Annotated in this window: 13 protein-coding genes; 9 read left to right on the top strand and 4 right to left on the bottom strand. The window is 67.6% G+C overall.

Annotated features, from left to right (window positions below):
- Positions 1 to 449 precede the first annotated feature (449 nt).
- The 3 genes from ACLJQ7_RS32750 (at position 450) to ACLJQ7_RS32760 (ending at position 2,792) form a co-directional block, all read left to right on the top strand.
- A complete protein-coding gene (locus ACLJQ7_RS32750) occupies positions 450 to 1,103 on the top strand; it encodes a ferritin-like fold-containing protein (RefSeq protein ID WP_410651999.1) in 654 nt (217 codons plus the stop codon).
- Between the two features lie 60 nt (positions 1,104 to 1,163).
- The gene (locus tag ACLJQ7_RS32755) at positions 1,164 to 1,394 is read left to right on the top strand and encodes a DUF3107 domain-containing protein (protein ID WP_005167610.1); all 231 of its coding nucleotides are present in this window, start codon (positions 1,164 to 1,166) and stop codon (positions 1,392 to 1,394) included.
- Between the two features lie 114 nt (positions 1,395 to 1,508).
- Positions 1,509 to 2,792 (top strand): heparan-alpha-glucosaminide N-acetyltransferase domain-containing protein, encoded by a 1,284-nt coding sequence (locus tag ACLJQ7_RS32760; protein ID WP_410652000.1) that lies wholly within the window; start codon positions 1,509 to 1,511, stop codon positions 2,790 to 2,792.
- A 177-nt stretch (positions 2,793 to 2,969) separates the two neighbouring features.
- Here the strand turns inward: ACLJQ7_RS32760 and ACLJQ7_RS32765 are convergent, their stop codons facing one another.
- Both ACLJQ7_RS32765 and ACLJQ7_RS32770 read right to left on the bottom strand, forming a co-directional pair.
- Complete coding sequence (locus ACLJQ7_RS32765) at positions 2,970 to 3,296, bottom strand: DUF4873 domain-containing protein (protein WP_410652001.1); 327 nt, start codon at positions 3,294 to 3,296, stop codon at positions 2,970 to 2,972.
- Entirely contained in the window at positions 3,293 to 4,060 is a 768-nt protein-coding gene (locus tag ACLJQ7_RS32770) for a TetR/AcrR family transcriptional regulator (protein WP_410652002.1), read from the bottom strand. Before ACLJQ7_RS32770 ends, ACLJQ7_RS32765 begins: the two co-directional genes overlap by 4 nt.
- Before the next feature lie 50 nt (positions 4,061 to 4,110).
- On the opposite strand from ACLJQ7_RS32770, the gene ACLJQ7_RS32775 reads away from it, so the two are divergent.
- Positions 4,111 to 5,019: an AurF N-oxygenase family protein gene (locus tag ACLJQ7_RS32775; RefSeq protein ID WP_410652003.1), complete on the top strand. Its 909-nt coding sequence runs from the start codon at positions 4,111 to 4,113 to the stop codon at positions 5,017 to 5,019.
- Positions 5,016 to 5,939, top strand: coding sequence for an alpha/beta fold hydrolase (locus ACLJQ7_RS32780; protein ID WP_410652004.1), 924 nt, complete (start codon positions 5,016 to 5,018; stop codon positions 5,937 to 5,939). The genes ACLJQ7_RS32775 and ACLJQ7_RS32780 overlap by 4 nt, the downstream gene beginning before the upstream one ends.
- A gap of 77 nt (positions 5,940 to 6,016) precedes the next feature.
- On the opposite strand, the gene ACLJQ7_RS32785 is transcribed toward ACLJQ7_RS32780, so the two are convergent.
- Positions 6,017 to 6,553 (bottom strand): carboxymuconolactone decarboxylase family protein, encoded by a 537-nt coding sequence (locus ACLJQ7_RS32785; RefSeq protein ID WP_410652005.1) that lies wholly within the window; start codon positions 6,551 to 6,553, stop codon positions 6,017 to 6,019.
- A 184-nt stretch (positions 6,554 to 6,737) separates the two neighbouring features.
- Here ACLJQ7_RS32785 and ACLJQ7_RS32790 point away from each other — a divergent pair, with 184 nt between their 5' ends.
- Entirely contained in the window at positions 6,738 to 8,159 is a 1,422-nt protein-coding gene (locus ACLJQ7_RS32790) for an amidohydrolase family protein (protein ID WP_410652006.1), read from the top strand.
- 71 nt (positions 8,160 to 8,230) lie between these two features.
- On the opposite strand, the gene ACLJQ7_RS32795 is transcribed toward ACLJQ7_RS32790, so the two are convergent.
- On the bottom strand, positions 8,231 to 8,854 hold the full coding sequence (locus tag ACLJQ7_RS32795; protein ID WP_125680286.1) for a TetR/AcrR family transcriptional regulator: 624 nt from the start codon (positions 8,852 to 8,854) through the stop codon (positions 8,231 to 8,233).
- Positions 8,855 to 9,174: 320 nt separating this feature from the next.
- On the opposite strand from ACLJQ7_RS32795, the gene ACLJQ7_RS32800 reads away from it, so the two are divergent.
- From ACLJQ7_RS32800 to moeZ, 3 genes are all read left to right on the top strand, one after another.
- Positions 9,175 to 10,032 carry an alpha/beta fold hydrolase gene (locus tag ACLJQ7_RS32800; RefSeq protein WP_410652007.1) on the top strand — a complete coding sequence of 286 codons (858 nt, stop codon included), beginning with the start codon at positions 9,175 to 9,177 and terminating at the stop codon, positions 10,030 to 10,032.
- Positions 10,033 to 10,113: 81 nt separating this feature from the next.
- Positions 10,114 to 11,280 carry a DUF3152 domain-containing protein gene (locus tag ACLJQ7_RS32805; RefSeq protein WP_410652008.1) on the top strand — a complete coding sequence of 389 codons (1,167 nt, stop codon included), beginning with the start codon at positions 10,114 to 10,116 and terminating at the stop codon, positions 11,278 to 11,280.
- A gap of 118 nt (positions 11,281 to 11,398) precedes the next feature.
- Positions 11,399 to 12,577, top strand: coding sequence for an adenylyltransferase/sulfurtransferase MoeZ (gene moeZ, locus ACLJQ7_RS32810; protein ID WP_410652009.1), 1,179 nt, complete (start codon positions 11,399 to 11,401; stop codon positions 12,575 to 12,577).
- Positions 12,578 to 12,965: the final 388 nt, after the last annotated feature.

Here is a 12,965-nt window from a genome sequence, read left to right on the forward strand (position 1 = left end):
CTGTGCTCCAGCGCGACGGCCTCCGGAACGCCGGTGGGGTTCTCTTCGGTTGTGGTTTCGTTCGTGGTCAGGGTGCTCGCCTCTCTCGTGACCAGCGCGCACTGCCCTGGTCACCGATCGACACTCGACCACGAAAATTCGCTCGGGCTCCGCGCTACTGGCGCTGAAGCGGCCCTTCGTGGGAATGCCGCAGGATGGCGTGCACGCACATCATTCTTGCGCTGATCAGGGCCGCACCGGCTGTCCTTCAGCCGCAGCAGCGTCCCGATCCGGGACGGATGATCCGTCGTATCCGGCCCCCAGTCTACCTGATCTGCGGTTTTCTGATAGTCCCCGCCGCGCCGGAGGTGGGAAGGCTCTCTTTCCGGCCAACTCCCCAGGCGCGCCGGGCAGGGTGGGATCGGTCTCTTCACCACCCCGGACGGGTGTTCGGCGATACCCTTTCCGCCGTGACGGAGGCAAAGCAGATCAGTGAGGGCGTAGTCGATTTGCTCGGCGTACTCGCCTATGGGGAATTGTCCGCATTCGATCGCATGGCCGAGGACGCGCGCACCGCGCCGACGCTGTCCGGCCGGGCCGCGCTGGCCTCCATGGCGGCCGCCGAGATCGGGCACTACGACCTGCTCACCAAGCACCTCGCGGGCCACGGCGTGGCGATCGAGGACGCGATGCGGCCGTTCGTCGGGCACATCGACGCCTGGCACGCCTCCACGGCGCCGCGCTCCTGGCTCGAGTCCCTGGTGAAGGCCTACGTCGGCGACGGGCTCGCGGCCGACCTCTACCGCGAGATGGCCAGCTGGCTCGACCCCGAAACCAAGGATCTGGTGCTCACCGTGCTCGCCGACACGGGGCATTCCGCGTTCGCCGAACGCGAAGTCGCGGCCGGGATCGTGGCCGACCCGAAGGCGCGGGACAAGCTCGCGCTGTGGGGACGCCGTCTGCTGGGCGAGGCGTTGACGCAGGCCCAGTACGTCGTGGCCGAGCGGGACGGGCTCGCCGAACTGATCGTCGAAGGCTCGGGCGACCTTTCGGGAATCGCCGCGCTGTTCCGCCGGTTGCAGCAGGGGCACACCAAGCGCATGCAGGTGCTGGGGCTCGGCTGAGGTCACTTCGGCTAGCCTTGGCGCACCAGTAATTCTCGAACTTTCAAGCGGAGGTCCCACGTGGAGGTCAAGATCGGCATCAAGGACACGCCGCGGGAGCTCGTGGTGTCGAGCAGCCAGTCACCCGACGAGGTCGAGGAACTGGTCGCGAACGCCTTGAGGGCCGGCGACGGGATCTTCCGCCTCGACGACGAAAAGGGCCGTAAGTACATCGTGCCCACCGACCGGATCGCCTACGTCGAGATCGCGCCGTCGGATGTTCGCAAGGTCGGCTTCGCTGTTGGTGGTTAACCCGATCGGGTTGTAGTCGGATGTCACAGTGGCGTCACCGCTGCGTCTCAGCCAGCTCTCAGATTTGATCGTCACGCTATGGCGGGGACGGCAGGGGGCTAGCCGAGAAATGAGGTGGACGGCGTCACTGTGATGGACCGCGCGCTGCTCGACGGCGTGCGCACAGTTCCCGAAGAAGGCGGCAAACGGGTCGCGGGGCGGCTGGCCGGTATAGACGTCGCCCGCGGCTTGGCCGTACTCGGCATGTACGCGGTGCATGTCGGCCCCGATCCCGCCAAGGGCGGCATCGGGGTGCTGTTCAAACCGTTCGAAGGCCATTCCGCGGCGTTGTTCGCGGTGCTGGCGGGGGTCTCGATCGCGCTGATGTCCGGCGGACGCCGTCCCAAACAGGGCCGCGACCGGACCCGTGTCGCGCTCAAGCTGGCGACCCGCGCCCCGCTCTTGGTGGCGTTGGGGCTGTGGCTGACCAGCCTCGAAACCGGCTACATGGTGATCCTGGCCTACTACGGGGCCTGTTTTCTCTTCGTGATCCCGTGGCTGCGCGCGGGGGCGAAGGCGCTGGCGATCGCGGCGGTCGTCGTCGCCGTGGCCGGCCCGCTGCTCTCGCATCTGATCAGGGCTCAGCTGCTGCCCCGCGACCTGCTGTTCTTCGCACCGGACCTGACCGCGGACGATGTCACGTCGACCGGGCTGCTGAAGGCCGCGACCGTTCTCGTCCTGACCGGCACCTTCCCCGCGTTGACGCTGATGGCGTACGTGTTCGCCGGGATGGCGATCGGGCGGATGGACCTGACCTCGCGCAGCGTGTGCCGACGGCTGTTCTTCGGCGGATCCGCGCTCGCGGTGGGCGGGTACGTCGTTTCCTGGATCGCGACCGGCCCGCTCGGCGGCATGCAGGCCGTGTACCGCTCGCTGGAACCGGCCGCCGCGCAGCTGGGCATGACGCCGCAGGAATTCCTCCGGCTCCATCAGACGTGGATTCACGGCACCCCGCCGACCACCAGCTGGGCCTGGGAACTACTGCCGACGGGGACCTCGTACACGCCGTTCGACCTGCTGATCTCGATCGGGATCGCGGCGGCGGTGATCGGCGGCTGCCAGCTGCTGATGCCGAAGTTCGAACGCGTGCTGCGGCCGCTTTCGGATCTGGGCGGGCGGGTGTTGAGCGCGTACGTGCTGCATTTCGTGGCGATCGCGCTGCTGTGGGACGAGAGCGACGGCGATTCGATCTTCAGCGTGCTGCACTTCGTCGAGTTCTCGGTGGTCGCGCTGACCGCCGCGGTGCTGTGGCGGAAGTTCGTCGGGCGTGGGCCGCTGGAATGGGCGATGAACAAGCTGTCGAACTGGCCGAAGTACGTGATGGCGGTGGCTCGGGTGCCCGCTCAACGGCGCGGCTGAAGTCTTCCTCCAGCGCGGGGTTCCCGAGCGGACTGGAGTGCGTGCGCCGGCGAAAGTAGGGGCTGACCTGGGAAGTGGTAGCAAAGGTCCCTTGCTCTCCCTCGGCCGTGAAGTACATGAAGGCCCCCTTCCTTACGTCTAGCGCAAGGAAGGGGGCCTTCATGTACTTACGCCTGGTCAGGCGTTGAGTTCGTTCAGTTCTTCCAGGCTGGTGGGCACGTGGAAGGGCGGCGTGCTGGTGCCCATGATGCGGTAGCGGTCCCACGGGTCCGGGTCGGAAAGCTCGCCCTTCGCGCTGTATTCGCCCGCGCGGATCTCGACGGCGGTCTTCTTGCCGCCGGCGGCCGCGGACACCTGCTCATTGGTCGCGACCCGGCCGTACCAGCGGTAATACCCGTCGATGGGCTGGAAGTAGCCCCTCAGTTCGACCGTGGTCGCGATCTCGGTCCCGTCGATCACGAGGACCGCTTCGCCGGAGTAACCGTCTTCGTCGTGCTCGCTCATTGCGCCTCCGATTCCTTCCGCATCTGGACGACCTTGTTCTCTTCGAGCGGCAGGTTCGGGTCGATGACGATGCCCTGCTGCCGGGAGAGGCCGTCGATCGCGGCCCAGATGATCTGTGTCAGGTACTCGACGACGCTGTCGCGGCCCATCGAGCGCCGGTCCAGCCACCATTCGCCGGTGCTCTGCACCATGCCGACGATGCCGTGCGCCCATGGTTCGGCGGCGCCGGAGTCCATGTTGAACATCCGCATGTAGTCGCCGAGCAGGGCGGTCAGCGCGGTGGCGATCAGTTCCTTGTCCTCGGCGACGACGTCGGCCTTGACGACCACCTTCTCCTGGAGGCCCCCGCGCGCGAGCAGGCGGTACAGGTTGGGGTGCTCCTCGATGACGCTGAAGAACGCGTCGAGCGCCATCCGGATCCGGGGGACCGGGGCGAGCTCGGAGTTGATGGCCGGGATCAGCCGCTGGAAGAGGATCTCCGTGCCGCGCTGCCCGAGCGCGACGTACAGATCCGCCTTGTCGTCGAAATGCCTGTACAGCACGGGTTTCGTGACGCCTGCTTCGGCGGCGACGTCTTCCATGCCGAGGTCCGGCCCGTGGGTGTCGAGCGCGCGCAGGGCGGCCTCGACGAACTCCGCGCGCCGCGCGATCCGGTGCTTGCGCCAGCGGTCGCGGCGGGCGTCGCCCGTGTCGGCCTCACCCGCCGTGGGGTGCTTGCCCGACTGCTTGCTGTTGCGCTTGACACGTTCGATCACCCCAGTCATGCTACCAGAGGTAACTGTTACCACGAGTTACAGATAGGGGTGTGTCGGCAATGACGCGGGCGCTGAAGGAAACAGACCGGGAGAAGACGGCCGAGCGGCTGCTCAAGTCCTCCGCGAACAAGTTCTACGATCCCGACGTCGACATCGACTGGAACGCCCCGCTCGTCGACGGGAAGCGTTTCATCCCGGCCCACCGTTCTTCGCTCTACGGCACCGAGTTGTGGGATTCGCTGTCCGAAGAGCAGCGCATCGAACTCGGCAAGCACGAAGTCGCGAGCGTCGCCACGACGGGGCTGTGGTTCGAAATCCTCCTGATGCAGATGCTGCTCAAGGAGGTCTACGAAGAGGATCCGACCAGCTCGCACGCCCAGTACGCGTTGACCGAGATCGCGGACGAATGCCGTCACTCCACGATGTTCGCGCGGATGGCGTCGCGGATCGGCTGCCCGAACTACGGGCCGGTGCCTTGGCTGCGGCGGCTGGCGAAACTGATGCCGTCGATCAGCTACGGTCCCGCGCGCTACGGCGCGATCCTCGTCGCCGAAGAGGTCCTCGACCGGCTTCAGCGCGAGCAGATGAACGACCCGGACATCCAGCCGCTGGTGCGCATGGTCAACCGGATCCACGTGCTCGAAGAGGCCCGGCACGTCACCTTCGCCCGCGAAGAGGTGACTCGCGGGATGGCGAAACTGTCGAAGAAGGAAATCGTCTACCAGCAGTTCATCATCGCGCTCATTTCGTACTTCGTGACGCGGGCCTTCATCAACCCGAACGTCTACAAGGCCGTCGGCATTCGCCCGCGGGACGGCGTCGAGGCCGCGCTGAACAACCCCCACTGGCGTGAAAGCGTCCAGTGGGCAGGCGAGAAGATCATGCCGTTCCTGCAGGAATCCGGTCTGGTCGGCAAGCCAGGCATGTACTTCTGGCGCAAGTCCTTCCTGCTGCCGGGGAAGCGATGAGGAGCGTCAAGCAGCGCGGCGCCGTCTCGTGGGACCCGTCGCGGGAACACCGGTTCGTGACGGGCGACGGCACGGCCCTGCACGTCGAGACGAGCGGCCCCGCCGACTCCGAACTCACGCTGGTGCTCGTGCACGGCTGGACCCAGGACCACCGGACCTGGGACGGCGTGGCCTCGCGGCTCGGCGACTCCGTCCGGATCCTGCGCTACGACCTGCGCGGTCACGGCGGCTCCGCGCCGGCGAAACCGGGGACGGCCACGATCGCGACCCTCGCCGACGACCTCGCCGAGCTGATTCAGGACCGCGTCCCGAACGGGCCGCTCGTGCTCGCCGGGCACTCCATGGGCGGCATGACGATCATGGAACTTTCCCGCAGGCATCCCGATCTCGTGGCCCGGCGCGTCGCAGGGGTCGCGTTCGTCGCCACCTCGTCCGGTGAGATGGACCGGATAACCCTCGGCCTGCCGGGGATCGCGGGCAGCGGCGCGGCGAGGTTCGAACGGAGGCTCGCGAAGCTGCTCGCGAAGAACCGCCGCGACGCCTTGCCGCTGCCGCTGTCCGTGGTGCGACCGGGTGCCCGGCTGCTCGTCTTCGGGCGGCGGCCGCAGCGGGCCGACGTGGACTCGGTCGCCGAACAGCTGCTGTGCGCGCATCCGGCGAGCGTCGCGGGTTTCCAGGACGCGATCTCGCGGCACGACTGCCGGGTCACGCTGGCCGCGCTGGAGGGCAAACCGGTGATCGTGCTCGCGGGGGAGCAGGACCGGCTCTGCCCGCCGCCGCACGCCAAGGTCATCGCCGACGAACTGCCGAAGGCGGAGTTCGTGCGCTACCCGGGCGCCGGGCACATGCTCCCGCAGGAACGGGCGCAAGAGGTTTCAGACCGCATCGCCGCCCTCGTCCGCCGCGCCGCGAGGGTCTGAGAAAAAGGGAGCAAGGGACCTTTGCTCCCGCTTCTCTCGACATTGAGACAAGTGGAAGCAAAGGTCCCTTGCTCTCCTCAGAGGTTCGTGTAGCCGTGCTCCAGCAGGCGGACACCGGCCTCCCGGTAGGCGTCCTGGTCGTCGACGGCCAGGGTGGCCAGCCCGTCGACGTAGCGGTTGAACATGCAGAACGCGGCCGCGATCAGGACCGTGTCGTGGATTTCGACGTCCGTCGCGCCCTCCGCGCGGGCCAGCTCGATCAGGTCTTCGCCCACGGATTTCCCGCTTTCGCGAACAGCGAGCGCGATGTGCAGGAGTGCCTTCACCTTCGCCGGCACTGGTGCGTCGTCCACGTCCTTCCAAGCCGCTTCGACGACCGGCATACCGCCTTCGAGCGCTTCGGCGGCGACGGCGGCGTGACTGCGTGAGCAGAACGTGCAGTCGTTACCGCGCGAGACGACCGCGCCGATCAGTTCGCGCTCGCCCACGCTGAGGCTGCTCGGGCCGCGAAGCAGGACTTCGGCGAGTTGCCCGAGCGGCGCGGCCGTCTCCGGCCGATAGGCGAACAAGGCCGTGATGCCGGGAAGGTTCTCGTCGAGCGCGATATGGGGCATGGTGACTCCTCGCGGATCGGGGACGCGGTCGTTCGATTCATAGCCGAAAACCGGCTCGGCGCGCTGCCGCTGGGTTGCTCGACAAGGTGAGCGAGGGGCATGGTGATCATCAGCGTCCGGACAGCTGGGGCATCCCGTCGCGGTAGTGAGCTAACGTGATCGCATCGACTGGGGAGTTGAAACGATGAAACAACGTGGATCGATTCTGTCCGTCTTCAGCCTCACTCTTGCCGTGGTCCTCGGCGCGGCCCTGCTGACGAATCTCGGCGGCGAGACCACCGAAGCCGGGAGCGACGCCGAGTTCGCCGGGGTCGGCAGGGTCGTCATCCGGGACGCGTCGATGGTGCTCACGATGGACCCCGGCCTCGGCGAAGGACCGCTCGGCGCCCTCGCCGACGCCGACGTCGTGCTGGAAGGCACCAAGATCAAGCAGGTCGGCAGGGACCTCGACGCGGGTTCCGCGAAAGTCGTCGACGGCCGCGGCAAGATCGTGCTGCCCGGGTTCGTCGACCTGCACAACCACCTGTGGCAGTCGCTCATCCGCGGCTGCGCGGCCGACAAGGAACTCATCGGCTGGCTCGGCAAATGCGTCATCCCGTTGTACCGCGCGCCCGTGACCGACGCGGACGCGTACGCGGGCACGAAACTCGCCGCGGCCGACGTCGTCTCGACCGGCATCACCACGGTCACCGACTGGTCGCACGCGTTCAACACCGACTTCGCCAAGGGCGGTCTCCGCGCGCTCGGCGAGTCGAAGCTGCGGTTCCTCTACTCCTACAACGGCACCACCGATCCCGCGCTGCAGAACGAGATCCGCCGCGTGAAGCGCGAGGTCATCGACCCGAACCCGTTGGCACGCCTGCAGATCGGCACTCATCCGTCCACGGGGAACTTCCCGAGCGTCGAGGCGTCGGAAAAGCTCGCGCGCGAACTCGGCGTCTCGCTGAACGTGCACCTGCTCGAATCGAAGGCCGATCTGACCGCGGGGCAGATGGACGCGCTCCGCCGGGCGAACGCGCTGCACCCCGGGCTGATGGCGAACCACGTCATCCAGACCACCGACGCCGATCTCGACGAGCTCGCGGCCGCCGGGGTCAGCGTGGCGCACAACCCGCTGTCGAACATGCGGCTCGCGTCGGGAGTGATCCGGCTGCCGGAGATGAAGAAGCGGAACATGAAGGTCGGGCTCGGCCTCGACGGCGGCACCAACGACACGAGCGACATGTTCAACGTGATGCGCGCGGCCGTCGGTCTCCAGCGGGCGACCACGACGGATCCGGCGGTCTACCCGGCCACCGCGGACGTCCTGCGCATGGCGACCCTCGGTGGCGCGGAGGCGCTGGGGATGGATAAGGAGATCGGGTCGCTGACGCCGGGCAAGCGGGCGGATCTCCAGCTGGTCGACGCCCAGGCGGTCAACTTCGCGCCGAAGGTCGACTGGGTGAATCAGCTGGTCTTCAACACCCAGCCCGCGAACGTCTCGTGGGTGTTCGTCGACGGCCGCGCCCTCAAGCGCGAAGGACGCGTAGTCGGCATCGACACCGCGAAGGTCGTCGCCGACGCCCAGCTTGCCGCCGACCGCCTGAAGAAGCTCTTGCCCCAGTGACCTGACGCATTTCGTCCTCTGAACGCGGTAGTTGCACGCGCAAGGACCGCATTCAGAGGACGAAACGCGGGTCAGTGCTGCAGCGGGAAGCCGCCGCCGATACCCCGCCAGGCGAGGTTGGCGGTGAGGGCGACGGCCTCTTCACGGCTCATCGACTTGTGGTGCGCCAGCCAGAACCGCGCGCTGACCTGCGAGAGGCCCACGAGACCGACGGCGAGCAGCCGGGCCTTGTCCTCGTCGAGGCCCGCGTCGGCGGTGATGGTCTCGGTGATCGCGTCGACGCTGGCCGACGTCGCCCGGTCCACCGCCTCCTGCACGGCGGGCTCACCGCGCAGGTCGGACTCGAAGACCATGCGGAACGCGCCGGCGTCGTTGTTGACGAAGTCGAAGAACGCGCCGACGGTCGCCGGCACGCGCTGCTTGTTGTCCGTCGTGGAGTCGAGCGCGTCCTTGACCCGCCGCACCAGTTCGTCGACGTGGCTCTCCAGCAGCGCGATGTAGAGATCGAGCTTGCCGGGGAAATGCTGGTAGAGGACCGGCTTGCTGACTCCGGCCTCTTCGGCGATCTCGTCCATCGCGGCGGCGTGGTATCCGTTCGCGGCGAACACCCGCTGCGCGGCGGCCAGCAGCTGGGCGCGGCGTTCCGTTCTGGGCAGGCGGACACCTCGGGCCTGCAGTCGCGCCATGTCTGTCATCGTTCCTCCAGTTCGAGGCACTCGTCTCCGCCGAGAACGCATCAGCCTGTTCGAGGCAATCCTTACCGCCGAGAACTCATCAGCGCAGTCGAGCGGGGCTCCACGGGCGGGGTCACCACCGCGTGAAGTGAGGTCGAGATTACTCGCCGGTACAGCCGGACCGCCAAGGGTCAGGCATCCTTGATGCTGTGTCTTCTCCAGTTTCCCGTGCCGCCGGGAGCCGCTCGCCGCTGACCCATGTGCCGCTTTCGCGCAGGTCGTTGCCGTCATTGGACCCCGCGCCGTCCCCTTGGCCCGGGGAAACAATAGGTGTCGCCGGGGTGAAATTGCACATCCGCCGGACACCGGGCGGCCCGGAGACGGCCGTCTACGTCCACGGGCTCGGCGGTTCGTCCACGAACTGGACCGACCTCGCCGCGCTGCTGGCGCCCCAAGCGGGCGGCACGTCGATCGATTTGCCGGGTTTCGGCTATTCGGAGCCGCCCGACGCGTTCGACTTCAGCCTCGACTCGCACGCCGAGATCGTCGCGAGCCACATCGAGAGCCTCGATGCGGGGCCGGTGCACCTGTTCGGCAATTCGATGGGCGGCGCGGTCGCGCTGCTCGTCGCGGCCCGCCGTCCGGAGCTGGTGAAGACGCTGACACTGATCTCGCCCGCGATGCCGGATCTCCGGCCCAGCATGAAACGGCTGTCCGATCCGCGGATGGCGTTCGCGTACCTGCCGCTGATCGGTCCGCGGGTGCGACGGCAGCTGGCCGCGCTCGGCCCGCGTGAACGTGCCATGCAGGTCATCAAGCTGTGCTTCGCCGACCCGAGCCGCTTCGCCGAAAGCAGGCTGGACGAGCTCGAAGAGGAGCACAGCGCTCGCGCCGCCTTCGCGTGGGCCGCCCCCGCTCTGGCACGCAGCACCTTCGGCATCTTCCGGACGTGGTCCACCCGGGGGCCCGCGTCGCTGTGGGCGGTCGCGCCGACCGTCGACGCGCCGACACTCGTCGTGTGGGGACAGCACGACCGGGTGATCTCCGTCCGGCGCGCCGAGCGCACCGCTCGGCTACTTCCGCACGCGCGGTTGCTGGTTCTGCCCCGAACCGGCCACGTGGCGCAGATGGAACGCCCGAATGTCGTAGCGAAGGCCGTTTTGGGGATGTGGGAATCGGTCGAATCGGGCACCTGGTAGCCCATTCGGGTTGGCAGGACACACCAGACGAAGCGCCGGTCGCTCACAACATCACAGTTCGGTTATGGCACCCTGGTGCGCGTGGACCGGGTAAAGCAAGGCGCGCAGGGCGAAGGTCGGCGGTCTCAGTACTCCGCCTCCGCCCGTCGTCCGTCGCGCGCCCAGCCCCGGACCACCGACGCGCCGCGCACCGGGCAGTACCGGCCGACGCCGCCGCCGTCGCAGCGGCTCGACGAGGACCGCTACCGCCCCGGCGGCCGCCGGACCAGTGCCCAGCCGCTCAGCGCCTCCTGGAAGCCGCACGAGCCCGGCGCCGCGAAGACCGCCAAGCGCAAGAGCAAAGGCGGTATCGGCCAGTTCGCCAAGACCTACGGCTGGCGCGTGTACGCGTTGCCGATCCTCGTGGTGATCACCGCGCTCGTCGTGTTCAACACCGCCACCGGCCCGCCCGAGCCGATCGCCACGGACGGGACGAGTCTCACCGCGTCCGATGGATCCGACGGTTCCGGCGGCGAGCCGGGCGCCGGTGTCGATGGTGGGGGCGACGTCCTCCCGGAGAACCCGGCCAAACCGGTCGACCTCAAGATCCCGACCGCGGACCTGCCCAAGGGCGGCCCCTTCACCGAGGCCGGCCAGGGCACCTTCCACGTGGTGCCGGGCAAGGGCGAAAAGGTGGGAACCGGCCAGCTGTTCACCTACACCGTCGAGGTCGAGGACGGCATCGACCAGGCCAGCTACGGCGGCGACGACAGCTTCGCCGCGATGGTGGAAGGCACCCTCTCCAACCCCAAGAGCTGGACGTGGGACGGCAAGAGGGCGCTCCAGCGCGTCGACGCGAGCTATCCGAACCCCAGCTTCCGGGTGAGTCTCACCACACCGAACACGACGCATCGCGCGGACGTCTGCATGTTCCAGATCACCTACGAGACGTCTTGCTACCGCTCGAGTTTCGACAAGCGCGTGGTGATCAACCTCGCTCGCTGGGTGCGGGGGGCGCTGGCCTTCGAGAGCGACATGACCGGATATCGGCAGTACGCCATCAATCACGAGGTCGGACACGCCCTGGGCGGGAAACACGTGGGCTGCCAGGTCAACGGCGGGATCGCGCCGGTGATGATGCAGCAGACCTTCGGCGTCTCCAACGACTTCGTGGCGCAGCTGAACAATCTCCCCGGCGGCGACCGCGGCCGGGTGCCCGCGAACGGTTTCGTCTGCAAGCCGGGTTCCTGGCCGAATCAGACACCCTAGTCCGCACCGTCTCACCTGCTGGAATATCCCAGGGTCTGGAACAGGGGAAGGCGTTCGGGCCTTTCCGTGTTGTAGATACTGGGATGCGACCCGCGATCCACGCGAGATGGAGGACCCGATGTCAGGCACGCTGCCGCCGCTCGTCGAGCCGGCCGCCGAGCTCACCAAGGAAGAGGTGGCCCGGTACAGCCGTCACCTGATCATCCCGGACGTCGGGATGACCGGGCAGAAGCGGCTGAAGAACGCCAAGGTGCTGGTCATCGGTGCCGGCGGCCTCGGCAGCCCGGCGCTGCTGTACCTCGCCGCGGCCGGGGTCGGCACGCTCGGCATCGTCGACTTCGACGAGGTCGACGAATCGAACCTGCACCGCCAGGTCATCCACGGCCAGTCCGACATCGGCAAGCTGAAGGCGGCGTCCGCGCAGGAGTCGCTCGCCGAGATCAACCCGTTCGTCAAGGTGCACCTGCACACCGACCGGCTCGAGTCGTCCAACGCGCTGGAGCTGTTCGAGCAGTACGACCTCATCCTCGACGGCACCGACAACTTCGCGACGCGTTACCTGGTCAACGACGCCGCCGTGCTCACCGGCAAGCCCTACGTATGGGGCTCGATCTACCGGTTCGAGGGCCAGGCGAGTGTGTTCTGGGAGAACGCGCCGAACGGCAAGGGCCTCAACTACCGCGACCTCTACCCCGAGCCGCCGCCGCCCGGCATGGTGCCCTCGTGCGCCGAAGGTGGCGTGCTGGGCGTGCTGTGCGCGTCCATCGGCTCGATCATGGTGAATGAGGCGATCAAGCTGATCACCGGTATCGGTGAGCCGCTGCTGGGCAGGCTCGTCAGCTACGACGCGCTGGAGATGAAGTACCGCGAGGTCAAGATCCGCAAGGACCCGGAGACCCCGAAGATCACCGAGCTCATCGACTACGAAGCGTTCTGCGGTGTTGTGTCCGACGAAGCCGCTTCGGCTGCTTCGGGGCACACGATCACTCCGGCGGAGCTCAAGGCCAAGTTCGACAACGGCGACAACTTCGCCCTCATCGACGTCCGCGAGCCGCACGAGTACGAGATCGTGAACATCAAGGGCGCGACGCTGATCCCGAAGGACAAGATCCTTTCGGGCGAAGCGCTTTCGGATCTGCCGCAGGACAAGCCGATCGTGCTGCACTGCAAGTCGGGTGCGCGTTCGGCGGAGGCGCTCGCGGCGCTGCACCAGGCCGGGTTCAAGGACGCGACCCACCTCGGCGGCGGCGTGCTGGCGTGGGCGCGGCAGGTCGACCAGAGCCTGCCGACTTACTGAGTTCCGCTTGCGCGTGAAGGCCCCCTTCCCTCGGCTCAGCCGAGGGAAGGGGGCCTTCACGCGGGAAGTGGCAGCGGGAAGTGGTAGCAAAGGTCCCTTGCTCCCTTTTCGCAGGTCGGCGTGGTGACTGTGTGGGTTTCGGGACATCTGACGTCCCAAAGTCCACACGGTCGGTAGGTGTCGCTACGCGGAGTGTGGGGTGTGTGGAAGTAGGGACACTCAACGTCCCTATTTCCACACACCCCTCAACTCGCCGGGGCCGTGGTAGCAAAGGTCCCTTGCTCCCTTTTCGCAGGTCGGCGTGGTGACTGTGTGGGTTTCGGGACATCTGACGTCCCAAAGTCCACACGGTCGGTAGGTGTCGCTACGCGGAGTGTGGGGTGTGTGG

Source organism: Amycolatopsis sp. cmx-4-54 (assembly GCF_046548895.1).
Lineage (GTDB): Bacteria > Actinomycetota > Actinomycetes > Mycobacteriales > Pseudonocardiaceae > Amycolatopsis.